The sequence below is a fragment of the Actinotignum sanguinis genome, from assembly GCF_003957255.1.
GTDB classification, from domain to species: domain Bacteria; phylum Actinomycetota; class Actinomycetes; order Actinomycetales; family Actinomycetaceae; genus Actinotignum; species Actinotignum sanguinis.
Genome location: NZ_QDIE01000025.1, coordinates 1 through 14,985, shown reverse-complemented (window position 1 = coordinate 14,985; position 14,985 = coordinate 1). Strand labels below are relative to the sequence as shown.

Annotated in this window: 11 protein-coding genes; 8 read left to right on the top strand and 3 right to left on the bottom strand. The window is 60.7% G+C overall.

Going from position 1 to position 14,985, the window contains the following annotated elements:
• Nucleotides 1-114: 114 nt before the first annotated feature.
• Nucleotides 115-1,005 carry a dihydrodipicolinate synthase family protein gene (locus tag DDD64_RS06670; RefSeq protein ID WP_126135614.1) on the top strand — a complete coding sequence of 297 codons (891 nt, stop codon included), beginning with the start codon at nt 115-117 and terminating at the stop codon, nt 1,003-1,005.
• A 168-nt stretch (nt 1,006-1,173) separates the two neighbouring features.
• On the opposite strand, the gene DDD64_RS06665 is transcribed toward DDD64_RS06670, so the two are convergent.
• Nucleotides 1,174-2,304: an L-talarate/galactarate dehydratase gene (locus DDD64_RS06665; RefSeq protein WP_126135613.1), complete on the bottom strand. Its 1,131-nt coding sequence runs from the start codon at nt 2,302-2,304 to the stop codon at nt 1,174-1,176.
• A 396-nt stretch (nt 2,305-2,700) separates the two neighbouring features.
• Here DDD64_RS06665 and DDD64_RS06660 point away from each other — a divergent pair, with 396 nt between their 5' ends.
• On the top strand, nt 2,701-2,910 hold the full coding sequence (locus tag DDD64_RS06660; RefSeq protein ID WP_126135612.1) for a hypothetical protein: 210 nt from the start codon (nt 2,701-2,703) through the stop codon (nt 2,908-2,910).
• Between the two features lie 258 nt (nt 2,911-3,168).
• On the opposite strand, the gene DDD64_RS06655 is transcribed toward DDD64_RS06660, so the two are convergent.
• Nucleotides 3,169-3,933 (bottom strand): IclR family transcriptional regulator, encoded by a 765-nt coding sequence (locus tag DDD64_RS06655; protein WP_126135611.1) that lies wholly within the window; start codon nt 3,931-3,933, stop codon nt 3,169-3,171.
• A gap of 316 nt (nt 3,934-4,249) precedes the next feature.
• Here DDD64_RS06655 and dapA point away from each other — a divergent pair, with 316 nt between their 5' ends.
• The 6 genes from dapA (at nt 4,250) to DDD64_RS06625 (ending at nt 11,033) form a co-directional block, all read left to right on the top strand.
• Nucleotides 4,250-5,137, top strand: a complete 888-nt coding sequence (gene dapA / locus DDD64_RS06650; RefSeq protein WP_126135610.1) for a 4-hydroxy-tetrahydrodipicolinate synthase — start codon at nt 4,250-4,252, stop codon at nt 5,135-5,137.
• A gap of 47 nt (nt 5,138-5,184) precedes the next feature.
• Entirely contained in the window at nt 5,185-6,546 is a 1,362-nt protein-coding gene (locus DDD64_RS06645) for a gluconate:H+ symporter (protein WP_126135609.1), read from the top strand.
• 158 nt (nt 6,547-6,704) lie between these two features.
• On the top strand, nt 6,705-7,601 hold the full coding sequence (garR, locus tag DDD64_RS06640) for a 2-hydroxy-3-oxopropionate reductase (protein ID WP_126135608.1): 897 nt from the start codon (nt 6,705-6,707) through the stop codon (nt 7,599-7,601).
• 276 nt (nt 7,602-7,877) lie between these two features.
• A complete protein-coding gene (locus tag DDD64_RS06635; RefSeq protein ID WP_026429168.1) occupies nt 7,878-9,212 on the top strand; it encodes an enolase C-terminal domain-like protein in 1,335 nt (444 codons plus the stop codon).
• 243 nt (nt 9,213-9,455) lie between these two features.
• The gene (locus DDD64_RS06630) at nt 9,456-10,661 is read left to right on the top strand and encodes a glycerate kinase (RefSeq protein WP_126135607.1); all 1,206 of its coding nucleotides are present in this window, start codon (nt 9,456-9,458) and stop codon (nt 10,659-10,661) included.
• A gap of 132 nt (nt 10,662-10,793) precedes the next feature.
• Nucleotides 10,794-11,033 (top strand): hypothetical protein, encoded by a 240-nt coding sequence (locus DDD64_RS06625; protein WP_126135606.1) that lies wholly within the window; start codon nt 10,794-10,796, stop codon nt 11,031-11,033.
• 488 nt (nt 11,034-11,521) lie between these two features.
• Here the strand turns inward: DDD64_RS06625 and DDD64_RS06620 are convergent, their stop codons facing one another.
• Complete coding sequence (locus tag DDD64_RS06620; protein ID WP_126135605.1) at nt 11,522-14,641, bottom strand: Cna B-type domain-containing protein; 3,120 nt, start codon at nt 14,639-14,641, stop codon at nt 11,522-11,524.
• Nucleotides 14,642-14,985 lie beyond the last annotated feature (344 nt).

Sequence of the window (14,985 nt, the reverse complement as noted above, 5' to 3'; positions counted from 1 at the left end):
GCCCTACCCAGTCCCGTTACGTGGAACTTAGTTCCATAATAGAGGTATGAACGGCTGCCGCGGCATGCTGCCCATTCGGGGTAGCTGGCCGCGCGCCACTGACAAGGGGTTGGAATGTTTTCTGGTGTGTATTGCCCGTCGGTCACGTTGATCGATGATTCGGGTGCGATTGATTATCCGGCGATGGCTGCCCATATTGATCGTCTTGCCGAGTCCGGGCTCAACGGGGTGCTTTTCTTCGGCTCGATTGGGGAGTTTTTCTCCTTTGCCACCGAGGAGAAGGCCGAGTTCTTGAAGTTTGCGGTCAAGCAGGCCGCGGGGCGGTTCCAGGTGTTGGCCGGGGTGAGTGCGGCCCGGCTGGGTGAGGTGCTGGAGAATGTGGCTGCAGCTGAGGCGGCCGGGGTTGATGGTGTGGTTGCTCTTCCGCCGTTCTATTTCGGGCATTCGTATGGGCGGGCGCTTGATTTTTATGACGCGGTTGCGGGTGCGACGCAGTTGCCGGTGATGCTTTATAACTTCCCGGAGCGTACGGGTGCGGATTTGAGTCCGGAGTTGGTGGCGGAGTTGGCTGACCGGCATGCGAATATTGTGGCGCTTAAGGATACGGTGGATGCTCAGAGTCATACGCGGCGGGTGATTCGTGAGGTGCGGAAGGTGCGTCCGGATTTCGCGGTGCTTTCTGGTTTTGATGAGTATTACATTGGGAATCGGGTGTGTGGTGGGGCTGGGGTGCTCTCTGGCTTGACGAATCTTATCCCTGAGGTTTTCGCGGCGATGCATGCGGCTTATGAGGCTGGAGACGTTGCGGGGGCGGCTGTTGAGTTGGGGAAGATTACTCGTTTGGCTGCGGTGTATGAGATCGGTGATATTTTCATTGCTGCGATTAAGGAGGGGGTGCGTTTGTGCGGGGTGGAGTGCTCGCCGTTGATGCGTGCCCCGCAGGTGCCGTTGAGTGTGGAGGATTCGGAGAAAATCGCGGCGCTGCTACGCGAGGTGCACGCATAAATACGCACGCATGAAATACCGCGCACTAAATATCTCGTATTAAATGCCGCGCATTAAATACGACGACGCCCGGGGTGGGCGGAAAATCCGCCCACCCCGGGGCCAACCGGCCACCGTGTTCCTTGCCCGCGCCGCGGCCCGGGTGGCTAGTGGTGTCCAGCCCCGTAATTAGGGCCGCTGGCCTACCTCGAAGGTATTAACCGTCCAGGCGCGCAGCTGGTCGGAAAGCGTCACGCCCAGGCCGGGCCGGTCAGAAACGATCATGCGGCCGTCCTTGATTTCCATATGCTCATTGAAGAGCGGATCCAGCCAGGTGAAGTGCTCCACCCACGGCTCCAAGGAGTAGGTGGCCGCCAGGTGGGAGTGGATCTCCATGGCGAAATGCGGGGCCAGTTGCAGCCCGGCATGCTCGGCCAGCTTCGTCAGCTTGAGGAATTCCGATACGCCACCCACGCGCGGGGCGTCCGGCTGGATGAAATCGCAGGAATGGTTCTCGATGAGCTTGACGTGTTCGGCCACCGAAGCGAGCATCTCACCGGTAGCAATCGGAGTAATGAAACGCCGCGCAAGCTCCGCGTGCCCTTCGTAATCGTAGGCATCCAGCGGTTCCTCAATCCACACCAGATTGAATTCTTCCAGCCACTCGCACATGCGGTTCGCGGTGGGGCGATCCCACTGCTGATTCGCATCAACCATAAGCGGGAAATCATCGCCCAGGGCCTCGCGCACCGCCTTGACGCGGGTGTAATCCACCTGGTGATCCGGGTGGCCCACCTTGATCTTGATACCGCCGATACCCTTCTCCTTGGAAGCCAGCGCATTATCAATCACTTCTTCCAGCGGCGAGGAAAGGAAACCACCGGAAGTGTTATAGGTGCGGATGGAATCCCGGTGGGCACCAATAAGCTTGGAGAGCGGTAGCCCGGCCCGCTTCGCCTTTAAATCCCACAGGGCCACATCAATGGCGGCGATGGCCTGCACCGCCACCCCGCTGCGCCCCACCGAAGCCCCGGCCCACAGCAGTTTCACCCGCAGCCGGTCAATATCATTGGGATCTTCCCCGATAAGGTTATCGGCCACTTCGGAAGCGTGGGCGAATTGGGCTGGCCCACCCGCACGCTTCGAATAGGAGAAACCAAGGCCCGAATGGCCGTCGGTTGTTTCGATTTCGCAGAAGAGGAAATTCACCTCCGTCATGGGCTTTTGCCGCCCGGTGAACACCTTTGCGTCAGAAATCGGGTTGTTCAGTGGCAAAATAACGTGGGAAAGCTTCACGTGTGCGATGGTATCCCGGCTCACAATATGCTCCTTTGCCTTGGGGTCTGCCTGAGATATGCCGGGAAGGCGCCCGCGCGGCGGTGCACACACGGCGTCAGCCTACTTACCGGCAATACAAGTATCTACAGATGTAGACCATAGCAAATGTGACATAAGTCCCCAGGTGGTGCACCTTCGCAGCCAATAGGGAGAAAGCCAGGTGGCGGCGTCGTCGTTAGGTCTGAGTTGGTTCAAGTTAGTCAGGTTTTCGAAACTGGCGGATGAGAACAGCGAGATTGCCCGGGATAGGTAGTGGCAGCGGTATCGAAGTTATCCACAGAATCCGCAAACGTCATCCTTGTCCACAAGGCGTTACCTAGGTCTTTTTTGCGCTTCCATGTCATGCGAGAATGGCGGAGAAGGACGGAGGTGACCACTATGGCAGTCATTATCGGGCGAACTTACACCTCGCTGGAAGAAATTCTGGCGCGGAAAGAGGAGATTCTGCGCGAAGTCAGGATGACCCGGGAAGAATTTGACCTACGCGCTGATAACTACCTGCTCGGCGAAAAAGAAGCGAAGCTCTATTTCGAATTGGACGGATTAGATTACTTCGAGAAGTTGGTTCGCTATGGTCGAGAACCGTGATCATCCAGGTGGAATCCTAGAGTTCCAGGCCGAAAGATTTGCTGACCACCTCGGAAAGATAAGCAGTTTTCTAGATGAAAATTCTTCTTTTCGTGATCGATGAGTTCGGAGCGGCATGTACGCCGCAAGCACGCGATGCACTATATCGAGGGATCCGGGAATGGGAGAAGATTCAGTTACGCGTCGCGGTGTGTCATGACCGCGTCGTCGCACTCGAAGCTCTCGAAACGTGAACCACCCATCCCATTCTTCTCCGTGCTATGCAATCGGCGCGGAATCGAGGATGCGATTAACCGCGGTGCGCATGGCTGCCGCGATCTCCGCTTCACGCTCCGCGCTCCAGCGCGCGCTGGGGATCGAGCAGGAAATGGCGTCGCGCACCGGGCTTTCGTAGGGGAGAGAAAATGCCACGCAGTGCAGGCCAAGGGTATTTTCCTCATTATCGATAGCGTAACCGCGCGCGGCGGTCTCCGTGAGGGCCTTGCGCAGCTGTGCTTCTGAGGTGATAGTTCGCTCCGTCAAGGCCACCAGTTCCTCCGGGATATCTGCGGGGCGGTGAGCCAGCACGGCCTTGCCCAGCCCGGTGGCCGCCGCGGGCAGGCGGCGCCCCACGCGCGAATAGGTGCGGGTGGAACGGTCGGATTGCTGGGTGAGGAGATACACGATTTCCGCGTTATCGAAACGGCCCATGTGAAAAGTTTCCCCGTGCTCTTTTGCCAGATCCACAAGGATCGGGCGCACGATTCGCACGTACGGATCGGCATCGATATAGGCGGTGCCTACGGTCAGTGCGCGAATGCCCAGCATGTAGCGATCCGTGGAGGTGGCCTGCACCCATTCAGCATCAATGAGGGTGCGCAGCAGCGCGTAGGTGGAGGAACGTGGCGCATCTAACTCCGCGCAAATCTCGGCCAAGCGCGGGGGGTCGGCAATGCGCCTGCCGAGGAATTCGAGCAGGTCAACGGTGCGCGAGGCAGATTTGACGGGGCGAACACCGCCGCCGGTTGTGCTTGTAGCTCTCAAACGGATCCAACACCTTCGTAAGCCGTGGTACCACGGCGCCTGGCGGAAAGCCGCGCGCTGTGGGGTACCTCAGGGGTGCCACGGTACCACGATAATTTCTTTCATTTCTCTAGGTTCCATAGTAAAGGACACCGCAACAAGTTCCCCGGAACTGCGCCGCGAAACACCTGTGTTGCCCTACATGGCTCAGACGTTAGTCCCACCCTGTAGTTTCAAAGCCGCGTTTTAATACTAGTGTCTACATACGTAGCTGACTGTCCACAAAGTTTCGGTTTCGCTGGCGAAGTCGAAACTGAAGCCGCAACCAAGGAGAACTATGGAGTTCCATGCAGAAGGCGTGATTCCCGCTCTCGTCACACCTCTAGATCGCGAAGGAAACTTGCTGGAGCAGGGTCTGCGCGACGTCATCGACTACACGATCACCAACGGCGTGCACGGTATTTTCGTGCTCGGCAGCTCCGGTGAAATCTACGGTCTTGATAATGACCAGAAGCGCCGCGTTGTTGAAATCGCCGTGGAACAGGCCAATGGCCGGGTACCGGTCTACGCCGGCGCCTCGGAAATTACCACGCGCGATTGCATTAAAACCGCCCATATGGTCCAGGAAGTTGGTGGAGTTTCCGCCCTTTCGGTCCTCACCCCCTACTTCATGACCCCCACCCAGTCTGAGCTGGTCGAACACTACAAGAACATCGCGGCAGAAACCGATCTGCCCATCCTGGTGTACTCCAACCCGGGCCGCACCAAGGTTCCGGTAGCGCTCAGCACCATGCGCGAACTCGTGAACGTCCCCAATATCATCGGCATCAAGGATTCCGCCGGTGATATGACGCTCACCGGGGATTACATCCGCGAGCTTCCCGATGACTTCGACGTCATTATGGGCCGCGATACCCTCATCTACCCGGCCCTGTGCCTGGGGGCCGCCGGCGCCATAGCCTCCACCGCGAATATTGCGCCCAAGCTCGTCTCCAGCATTTACAACGAATACCGCGCCGGTAACCGCGAACGCGCCCTCGAATTGCAAAATGCGCTCTCGCCGCTGCGCAACCTCGTAGACGTGGCCACCTTCCCGGTGGTTCTCAAGGAAGGCCTGCGTATGGCGGGTGTAGAAGCGGGTTACTGCTTCGCACCGGCCCGTGAACTTGCCCCCGAATTCCGCCCGGCGCTCGAAAAGGCCGTCGAAGCGGTCACCAATATCTAGCCGTATCCGGCTATCTCAGTGATGAGATTGGAAACTAAGGAAAAACCATGCCACTAGTAATCCTCGCACTTGGCATTGCGCTGCTCCTGTTCCTCATGATCGTGCTGAAGATGAATGGCTTTATTGCCCTCGTCATCGTCTCGGTCGTGGTGGGCATGGCGCAGGGTATGCCTCTCCTGGCCACCGTTGACGACAAGGGTGAGAAAGTCAAGGGACTCCTTGACGTCATCCAATCGGGTGTGGGCGGGCAGACCGGTAAACTCGTGCTGCTCCTCGGCTTCGGCGCCATGCTCGGCGTTTTCATGGCGGATATGGGCGCGGCGAACCGCCTCGCCACCACCATGATTAACAAGTTCGGGATCAAGCACTCCCAGCTCGCGATTGTGATCGTGTCCTTCCTCGTCGGCGTCGTTCTCTTCTACGAGACCGCCTTCGTCATCATCATCCCCATCGTCTTCGCCGTGTGCCGGGCCTACAAGATCCCGGTTATGTGGCTGGCGATGCCCATGGCGATCGCGCTGTCCACGATGCACTCCTTCCTCCCGCCCCACCCGGGCCCCTCGGCCGTGGCGAATATGTACGACGCCTCCATCGGCCTGACCATGCTTTACGGCCTCATCTTTGCCATTCCGCTGGGTGCCGTGGTCGCGATCATGTGGCCGCGCCTGCCCTTCGTCAAGTCTGTGACCGCTCGCCCGCCGGCCGGCCTGGTCAACGAAAAGGAATGGACCGACGAAGAAATGCCGGGCTTCTGGGCCTCGCTGTGCATCACCGCACTCCCGGTTATCCTCATCGGCGGGCACGCCATCCTTGAGGTGACCCTGGGGCACGAGCACGCGGTCACCAAGGTTATGGCCTTCATCGGGCACGATTGGTTCGCCCTCATGCTCTCCCTCCTCGTGGCCGTGGCCTACTTCGGCCTGGTCCGCAAGGTGCCCATGGATAAGATCATGGCTTCCTGCGCGGCTTCGGTGAAGTCCATCGCGATGATCGTCTTCATCATCGGTGGTGGCGGCGCCTTCGCGGCCGTGCTCAAGAACGGTGGCATTTCCGATTACATTCTCTCCATTACCGAGAACCTCAGCCTCTCCCCGATTATCATCGCCTGGCTTATCGCCGCGCTCATGCGCGTGGCCCTCGGCTCGGCCTCGGTGGCCGTGGTGGCCGCGGCCGGTATCGCGGTGCCGATGATCGCCGGTGGCGGGGTGAGCCCCGAAATCATGACCCTGGCAACCGCGTGCGGTTCCATTATGGCCTCGCACGTGAACGACCCCGGGTTCTGGATGTTCAAGGAATTCCTCGGGCTCTCGGTGGCGGAAACCATTAAGGTCCGCACCACCTACACCTCGCTGCTCTCCGTGCTCGGCCTGGGTGCCTGCCTGCTGCTGAGCCTGGTGGTTCCGGCCTAATACTTCTCCGGGAAGGGGTACGACGGCGCAGCTGCGGCGTCGCCCCAACCCCGCGAGGAAACGGTGCGCAAAGAAACGGAGCGCCCCACCCCACGTGAAACGCTCCGCCCGTTGGAAACACCAACCTGACGATCATACAAAAAGGAAGGAAAAACTCCATGAAGATCGGATTTATCGGTCTTGGCATTATGGGCAAGCCCATGGCGAAGAACCTCCTCAAGGCCGGGCACGAACTCTACGTGAACGACCACAATGCCGAAGCCGTTGCCGACGTGGTGGAAGCCGGAGCGACCGCCGTTGCGAACGGTAAGGAAGCGGCGGAGAAGGCCGACCTGGTCATCACGATGCTTCCGAATTCCCCCCACGTCAAGGCGGTGGCCCTGGGCGAAGGTGGCATTATCGAAGGTGCTCGCGAAGGGCTCATCTACGTTGATATGTCCTCCATCGCCCCCCTCGCCTCGCGCGAGGTGGCCGCGGGCCTGGAAAAGGCCGGCGTGCGGATGCTGGACGCCCCGGTTTCCGGCGGTGAGCCGAAGGCCATTGACGGCACCATGTCCGTGATGGTCGGCGGCGAAGAAGAGCTCTTCAACGAGGTCAAGGACGTGCTCGGCGTGATGGCTGGGGACGTTACCTACGTGGGTCCCATCGGCGCGGGCAATATTGCCAAGCTGGCCAACCAGGCCATCGTGGCGATCAATATTGCCGCCTGCGCCGAAGCGTTCACCATGGCCCAGAAGGCCGGGGTGGATCCGGAAGCCGTGTACCGCGCTATCCGCGGCGGACTGGCCGGTTCCACGGTGATGGATGCCAAGGTTCCCATGATGCTGGCCCGCAATTTCAAGCCGGGCTTCCGCATCAACCTGCATATCAAGGACCTCAACAACGTCATGGACACCGGCCACGGGGTCAATTCCGCGCTTCCGCTCACCGCCCAGGTGCGCGAGATGATGTCGGTGCTCGAAGGCGATGACCATGCCGGTGAGGACCACTCCTCCCTCGTGCGCTTCTACGAGAAGCTCGCGAATATCGAGCTGCACCCGGGCCTGCCCGAGTAAAGCACCCGCTGGCCGTAACTGACCAGCTGGCCGTGGCCGTGTGACTCCGAGCCACGCCTCGCTGGAACCGAGCGCGGCCGGACCGGCCGGAAAGGAAGTTCTCCTGACCGGCCGGCCGGCGGCCAGCTAGCGGCGTCGTCGTAAAACCCGCGCGTAGCGCAGCCGCACCCCACCAGAACACCGCACCTACACATAACCGCACATACTCTGCTACTCCGACCAACCGCGCCGCGCGGCACACAGCATCCGCGCAGCGCCCAAAGAAGAAAGACAACGATGTCAGTTCCCACAATTAAGAAGATTGATGTTTACCCGGTTGCCGGCCATGACTGCATGGAACTCAACCTCTCCGGCGCGCACGGCCCCTACTTCACCCGTAACGTGGTGGTCATGGAAGATTCCAGCGGAAACGTTGGTATCGGTGAAGTCCCCGGCGGTGAGAAGATCACCCGCACCATTGAGGACGCCAAGGATATCGTGCTGGGGCGTTCCCTGGCCGATTACAATAATTTCCTGCGTGAAGTGGGCGAACGCTTCGCGGATCGCGACGCGGGCGGGCGCGGCCTCCAGACCTTCGACCTGCGTACCACCGTGCACGCCGTCACCGCGCTGGAAGCAGCCACCCTGGACCTCTTCGGCCAGTTCCTCAACGTGCCGGTGGCCGCGCTCCTGGGCGAAGGCCAGCAGCGCGATCAGGTGCGCGCGCTCGGCTACCTCTTCTACGTGGGCGACCCGGATAAGACGGACCTGCCCTACCTGCGCGAAAAGGATTCGGATGTGGAATGGTACCGCATCCGCCACGAAGAAGCCCTCACCCCCGAAGCGATCGTGAAATTCGCGGAAGCCACCCACGATCTCTACGGATTCCAGGACTTCAAGCTCAAGGGCGGTGTGCTGGAAGGCGCCGAAGAAATGAAGGCGATTGTGGCCCTCAAGGAACGGTTCCCCGAGGCCCGCATCACCCTCGACCCCAACGGCGCGTGGTCCCTCAAGGAGGCCATCGAGCTGTGCAAGGACAAGGTCGGCATCCTCACCTACGCCGAGGATCCCTGCGGCGCGGAAAACGGCTTCTCCGGCCGTGAAATCCTCAACGAGTTCCGCAAGGCCACCGGCCTGCCCACCGCCACCAATATGGTCAATACCGATTGGCGCCAGATGACCCACTCGCTGACCTTGCAATCCGTGGACATCCCGCTGGCCGACCCGCACTTCTGGACGATGCGCGGCTCGGTGCGCGTGGCCCAGCTCTGCCACGATATGGGCATGACCTGGGGCTGCCACTCCAATAACCACTTCGATATCTCCCTGGCCCAGATCGCCCACTGCGGCGCGGCGGCCCCGGGCGAATACAACGCCCTGGACACCCACTGGATCTGGCAGGAAGGCGTGGAGCGCCTCACCAAGGAACCGCTCAAGATCGTGGACGGCAAGCTCACGATCCCGCAGCGCCCGGGCCTGGGCATCGAGCCGGATATGGATCAGATCCTCGCGGCGCACGAACTCTACAAGGAGAAGGTGGAAGGTGGCGGCGCGCGCAACGACGCCATCGGCATGCAGTACCTCATCCCCGGTTGGAAGTTCGATAATAAGAAGCCAGCACTGGTGCGCTAACTAAAAGGCGGGTAGCTTGCGGCAACACTAGTTTGCGTTGACGCTAGCGTGCCGCACCCTACCGGCTTTAAGCTGCCAGTGTTCCTATCGCGCGGGGCGCGCGGGCACGAGTTTTCTCCATTTCCTCGCGTTCGTGTGCCCCGCGTATTTTTTCGATAGCTTTTCTATAGCGTTTCGATAGCTTTAACATCCGCGTGACTCAGCACGGCGAAAATTGTAGACACCGACGTGAAAGGCTCTGCCATGAAAATTGTGTGCTGCCCCGATAGCTTCAAAGAATCCATGACGGCGGCCCGCGCGGCCGCGGCGCTCGCGGCCGGGGCGCGGCGGGCTATTCCGGATGCGCAATGCGTGGAAATTCCTATGGCGGACGGCGGGGAAGGTTTCGCCCGCGCCATTGCCGATGCGCTGGGCGCCCGGATCGTCACGCTGCCGGTGGCTGGGGTGCGCGGGGCTACGGTGCCGGCTGAGCTGGCGATCGCGGGGGAGCGCGCCATTTTTGAGAGCGCGGCCGCGGTGGGACTGGACCAGCTGCGCCCCGAAGAACGCGATATTCGCCGCTCGGATAGTACCGGGGTGGGGCAGCTTATTGCGCGGGCGCTCGATGAGGGCGCCACCGAGATTCTGGTGGGGCTGGGTGGTTCCGCCACGAACGACGGCGGGGCCGGGATGCTCGCGGCACTAGGCGCACGTTTTTACGACGCCGCCGCCACCGAGCTGGGCACCACCCCGGCAGAGATGGCGCGCTTGGCGCGGGTGGATCTGGTCGGTTTGGATAGCCGCTTGGCCGGCGTGACCATCCGGGTGGCCTGCGATGTGGATAATCCGCTGCTCGGGGAGCGCGGGGCTTCCGCGATTTACGGGCCGCAGAAGGGCGCTTCACCCGCGGACGTGGAATTCCTGGACGGGGTGCTGCGTAATTTCGCCACCGTTGCCGGGAAGATGGACGTGCAGGAAACACCGGGCGCGGGGGCGGCCGGCGGGCTTGGTTTCGCATTTTTGCTGCTGGGGGCGAGTCTGGAATCCGGGGTGGATCTGGTCATGGAAACCGTGGGTCTAGCAGAGGCGATGGCCGGAGCGGACCTGGTTCTGACCGGTGAAGGAGCCATGGATCGCCAAACCCTCATGGGCAAAACGCTTTCCGGGGTGGCGCGGGTTGCCGCGGCGGCTGGTGCGGGTGCCGGGCGCGATGCAGGTGCCGGGCGCGATACGGGTGCCGGTGCCGGTGATACGCCCAGCGGCGGTAAATCTGCCGGCGTGCCGATTATTGCTTTCGCGGGGAAACTTGGTGATGGCGTGGAGGACCTGTACGGACACGGCTTCGTTGGCCTGGTGCCGATTGTGGACCGGCCCTGCACCCTTGACGAAGCGCTCGCGGAGGGCGCGGTGAACCTGGAAAACGCCGCCGTACGCGCCCTGCGCCTCTACGCGGCCGGGCAGCGGGCGTAATCTCGCCGTAAACGGGTCACTTCTTGAGATAGGCATCGTACGCGAAAACGTTATCATTCACGCAATGCCGCTTCGCCGTAAGTTTTTACAGCCTTTCGATAGATAAGAGGAGAAATCGCGGGCTCTACTTCAATGAGCGGTGAAGAAATAGTGAACTGGTTTGAGGGGTGCACGCTGGCAGACTTTGACACCATTGAGGGCAATACGGCTGCTATTGCACTGGAAAAAGCCCGTATAGCAACCCAGCAGGCGCAAATAGCATCACTCGAAGCCGTTCGGAAAGCTCGCGAGGAAGGGCTTACCTGGGAACAAATTGGGGAACATCTCCACCTTTCCAGGCAAGGAGCTTTCCAAAATACGCCCATAAAATAGCTTCCTAAAGAGCATATTTAGCCTCTGTCCTTCCAAGGGCTCCATAGTCGAGGTTACATAAGCCGAGCCCCAGGAGTCACACGAGAACCCGGGGCAGGGCATGCGTTTTCGGGGTGTACTTCGTATGTACGACATTCGCAGTACACCCCGGACAACACATACCGGGTCCGGCGGCCTACGCCCTCGGTGCTCGGCAAGTGTGTATCTCGAAGCGGGGGAGTCGCAACGTTCGCGCAAGGAATATGAAACCCGGTGAAAATGATGCTCTCTCGCCACGTTGATGAGGAGGTATGGCGCGGTGGGGTCTGAAAGGGTCGGTTCGGTAGTGGCACAACAAAGTGGTACTCCACGACAGGAAATTATCTAGTTAATGTAGTTCTGGTACCACTTTGTGTGTACCGGGATTGGGTGGCTATTTGAAAGAACGACGGGGGTGGCACATCGCGCGCGATGTGCCACCCCCCCCGTGGCTTAGGCGCAGGGCTCGCCTAGCGGTCGGTTCGGATGCGGCGCCAGGCCAGGATTCCGAGGCCAGCGAGGAGCGCTGAGCTCGCGAGGGCTGCTCCGGTGCGGGCATCGCTGCCGGTGCGCACAATCCGCGGCGGATTTGCCGGCGGGTTACTCGGCGGAGTAGCCGGAGGCGTGCTGGCCGGCGGAGTTACCGGAGGCGTACTCGGCGGAACCGTGGGCGGCACCGGCGGCGTTGTTGGGGGAGCCGGGGGAGTTGTCGGCGGCACCGGCGGGTTACTCGGCGGAGTAGTTGGTGGCACCGTGGGCGGTTCGCTCGGTGTCGGCGGTGTTACCGGAGGAACCGGTGGCTCGCTCGGCGTCGGTGGCTCGCTCGGCGTGGGAGGTTCGCTCGGCGTGGGAGGTTCGCTCGGCGTGGGAGGTGTCGGCGGAGTCAGGGTATTGGTTACCGTGATTGCGCGGTGAATAACGCCATCGGCTCCGGGAGTTTCGGGATTATCAGGTCCGACCGGTACCGGAACGATTGCAGCAGCCGTGGTATCGGCATCGGGGGCACCGGCACCAGCCGCACCGGCACCTGCCACGCCCTTTTCCCGCAGCCCGTACACATAGGCCACGCCCTCCGCATTGGCGCGGGGGAGTCCGGTGAGGGTGCGAACCCAGTTATCCGCCTTCGTCACAGTGAAGCTCTGCACCACCTCGGGCTTGGGGAAAGCCGCGTCAGTATCGCGCAGCAACTCGAATTCCACCTGATCGGGCGTTGCATCGGCGGGAACCGGATCGCTCGAATCGCGATACGTCCACTTCTTCGTCACCGTGATATCCACCGGGGTTGGCACCGCGTTAGCAACTTTTCCGAGATACCACACTTCGGGTCCGGGCTTATTCGCTGGCACGGCCGGGCGTTGCGGCAATTCCTCCCCGCGCTGCACAACAATTTGCGAGGGCTCCAACACCTTGGATTTGAGAACCTTTCCAGTCGCGTCCACTTCCTGCACCCCGTAGGTGTAAAACTCCCCGGCATCGTTACGGATAGGAAGATCTGTGAAGCTCTTCGTCCACTCCTCCGCGGCGCTGACGGTGAATTCACGCACCACCTGCGGATTTTGGAACGTACCGGAAGTATCGGAAACCAGTCGCATCGAGACACTGGACGAGGCGATATCCGAAGGGCGTGCCGGTGTGGTATCGGGAGCATTTCCTTGCGGCGTCGTCGTTTCATAGAACCACTGCTTCGTGACCGTTGCCTGCGCGTAACCCCACGTGCCGAAAATAACCGAGCCATTCGTGCCGATACCCGCACCGCGCGGTGCGGAGTTGCCCGTAATGACCAGGCGCGCGGCCCCGCGAGCCGCACCCTGAGCCGGATCGGAAACCACGGCGGCAAATCCTTCGTTAGAAATCGCGCGACCCTTGATGAGTTCGGGGCGCGGGCGTTCCTTCTCGGGCAGGCTCAGCTGCGCCGGGTCGAAGCGGGCACCTTCGTTATCTTGGTAGTAATCCACCAGGCCGCCGCCGAGGATAGTATCCGAAAGCCACACCGGCGCGGCGTTGACCGAACCGAGGTTATCGTGCGCGAGGTCCGCCCCGTAGCGAGTCGCGGCGTTCCCGAAAATCGCCGCGCCGTTATCCACGTGGACCTCCACGTTGCCGGTGGGGCAGCTCCAGATTCCACCGCCGATTCCCGAGGCAGCATTCTCCGTAATGAGAGTATTGCTGGCGTGCAGGGTATAGCTGGCGGTGGCCACGTACACGCCGCCGCCCTGCATCCCGGCCTTATTGCCGCTGATAGTGCCGCCATTGAGCTGGACCCTATTGGAGGTCACGTTCACGCCAGCGCCAGTGCGCCAGCTGGAGTTATTCGAAATGGTGCCACCGTTCATGGTGAAGCCGCCGGGGGACAGTTCGGACCATTGCGCGGTGGTGAAGCCCCAGCTCCTGCCGTCGCCGTCTTTCTCTTCCCAGGTGCCCTCCGTGCCCCAGACGTACAGATCCATTGTTCCCACGCCGCCACCGTTGGGCGCGTTATTGGAATCGATAGTGCCACCGTTCATGGTGACATCCGCATTACCGTAAGTAAGAATGCCGCCGCCGGAGAAGGCCGCGCGATTACGTGTGATTGTCCCGCCGTTGATAGTGATGTAACTGCGGGTACGAGTGGAGTTTTCAGGGGTGGCATCTGATTTGAAATCCAGCCAGGTCCAGGCGGTAAGTCCGCCGGCGAAACCCTCATTATCCGTGATGGTCCCACCGTTAATGGTGGCAGATCCGCCGTTGTAGACACCGATTCCGCCTACTTCACCGTAACCATAAGAGTCGGCAACGCGAGCTTTGCCCTTGCTGACCTCCCCGCCGTTCATCACGAAAGTGGCGCCTTCGGTCACCGCGATATTCGCAGCACCGTCTTGGACTCTGCCGGGCTCATTCAGCTCACGATGATTATCGGTTACTTTTCCGCCGTTGAGGGTAAAACTGGCATCCTTGCCGTGTACGGTAATGGCGCCTTCGTAACGCCCCGTCGCTGCGCGCACCCCGGAGAATTCTCCGTTATTAATGGTGAGCTTGCCGCGTACGTCCAGGAGGGTTCCCCCGCCAGTCACCCACTTTCCGCGGCTGACCATGCGGAATGTACCGCCGTCGTAATTATCGAAGGTGAGGGCTGCGCCCGCCGGCACACGTACCATCGTGCCTCGGAAGTCATCCTCACGGTTGAGGCCGGAATTGGTGGTGCCCCACGGGGCGCGGGCGCCGTTAACAAGTTCGATATCCGCGCCGGCGGGAATCTCCAGCGTTGTGGTCAGCATTGTGTCCGTGGCACCCAAAATAATACGGGTGGGCGTGGTTCCGGCCTCGCGGATGCGCTGGGTGAGGAGGGCTTCGGGGCAGGTCAGGTCATTTGGGTCTTGTGAACATTGCACGACGACGCGCTCCGGCGCGGCCTGCGCCGGAGCGTTGCTATTCCCCGCGGCGGATTCGGCTGCGCTGGCCGGCCCCGGAGTGGCCCACACCAGTGTGCCGAGAATGAGGGCGAGAACCGCCAGGAAAGTGAGGAGCGCGCGGGAGCGGGCGAATTCTAGGCTCCGCTCGCGCGGAAATGCGGGGGGAGGGTTGTTATTTAGATAAGGATTACTGGACATCATAGCTCCTCGACGTCAGGCAGTATCGGTGCCGCGTAACGCCATAGTTTGAAACCGAAGTAATATTTTCTTTCATTCTAGTGTGTCTGTGCTTATCGGTGTATCGATGGCGGTAAATAGCCGAAGGTGTGCCTCAAAGCACGATTTTACTCATGTATTCGTATAAACATAATGGTAATTATGGGTGGCTACTGCTGAATAATAGTAACCAAAATGGTGCTAGTGTACCGTCCGTGAAATAGCTTACTGGTGATGGTATTATTGATCCATGTCGCACCCCGCTAAACCACTCGCCTTGAGTGACGAGGAACGAAGCACCCTGGAAAAGATCTACAACTCACCATCAC

Bases quoted from the DNA above. Each gene is read 5' to 3' on its own strand.
- DDD64_RS06670 (WP_126135614.1), top strand. From the start codon at position 115: ATGTTTTCTGGTGTGTATTGCCCGTCGGTCACGTTGATCGATGATTCG.
- DDD64_RS06660 (WP_126135612.1), top strand. From the start codon at position 2,701: ATGGCAGTCATTATCGGGCGAACTTACACCTCGCTGGAAGAAATTCTG.
- DDD64_RS06635 (WP_026429168.1), top strand. From the start codon at position 7,878: ATGTCAGTTCCCACAATTAAGAAGATTGATGTTTACCCGGTTGCCGGC.
- garR (WP_126135608.1), top strand. From the start codon at position 6,705: ATGAAGATCGGATTTATCGGTCTTGGCATTATGGGCAAGCCCATGGCG.
- DDD64_RS06630 (WP_126135607.1), top strand. From the start codon at position 9,456: ATGAAAATTGTGTGCTGCCCCGATAGCTTCAAAGAATCCATGACGGCG.
- DDD64_RS06625 (WP_126135606.1), top strand. From the start codon at position 10,794: ATGAGCGGTGAAGAAATAGTGAACTGGTTTGAGGGGTGCACGCTGGCA.
- dapA (WP_126135610.1), top strand. From the start codon at position 4,250: ATGGAGTTCCATGCAGAAGGCGTGATTCCCGCTCTCGTCACACCTCTA.
- DDD64_RS06620 (WP_126135605.1), bottom strand. From the start codon at position 14,641: ATGATGTCCAGTAATCCTTATCTAAATAACAACCCTCCCCCCGCATTT.
- DDD64_RS06645 (WP_126135609.1), top strand. From the start codon at position 5,185: ATGCCACTAGTAATCCTCGCACTTGGCATTGCGCTGCTCCTGTTCCTC.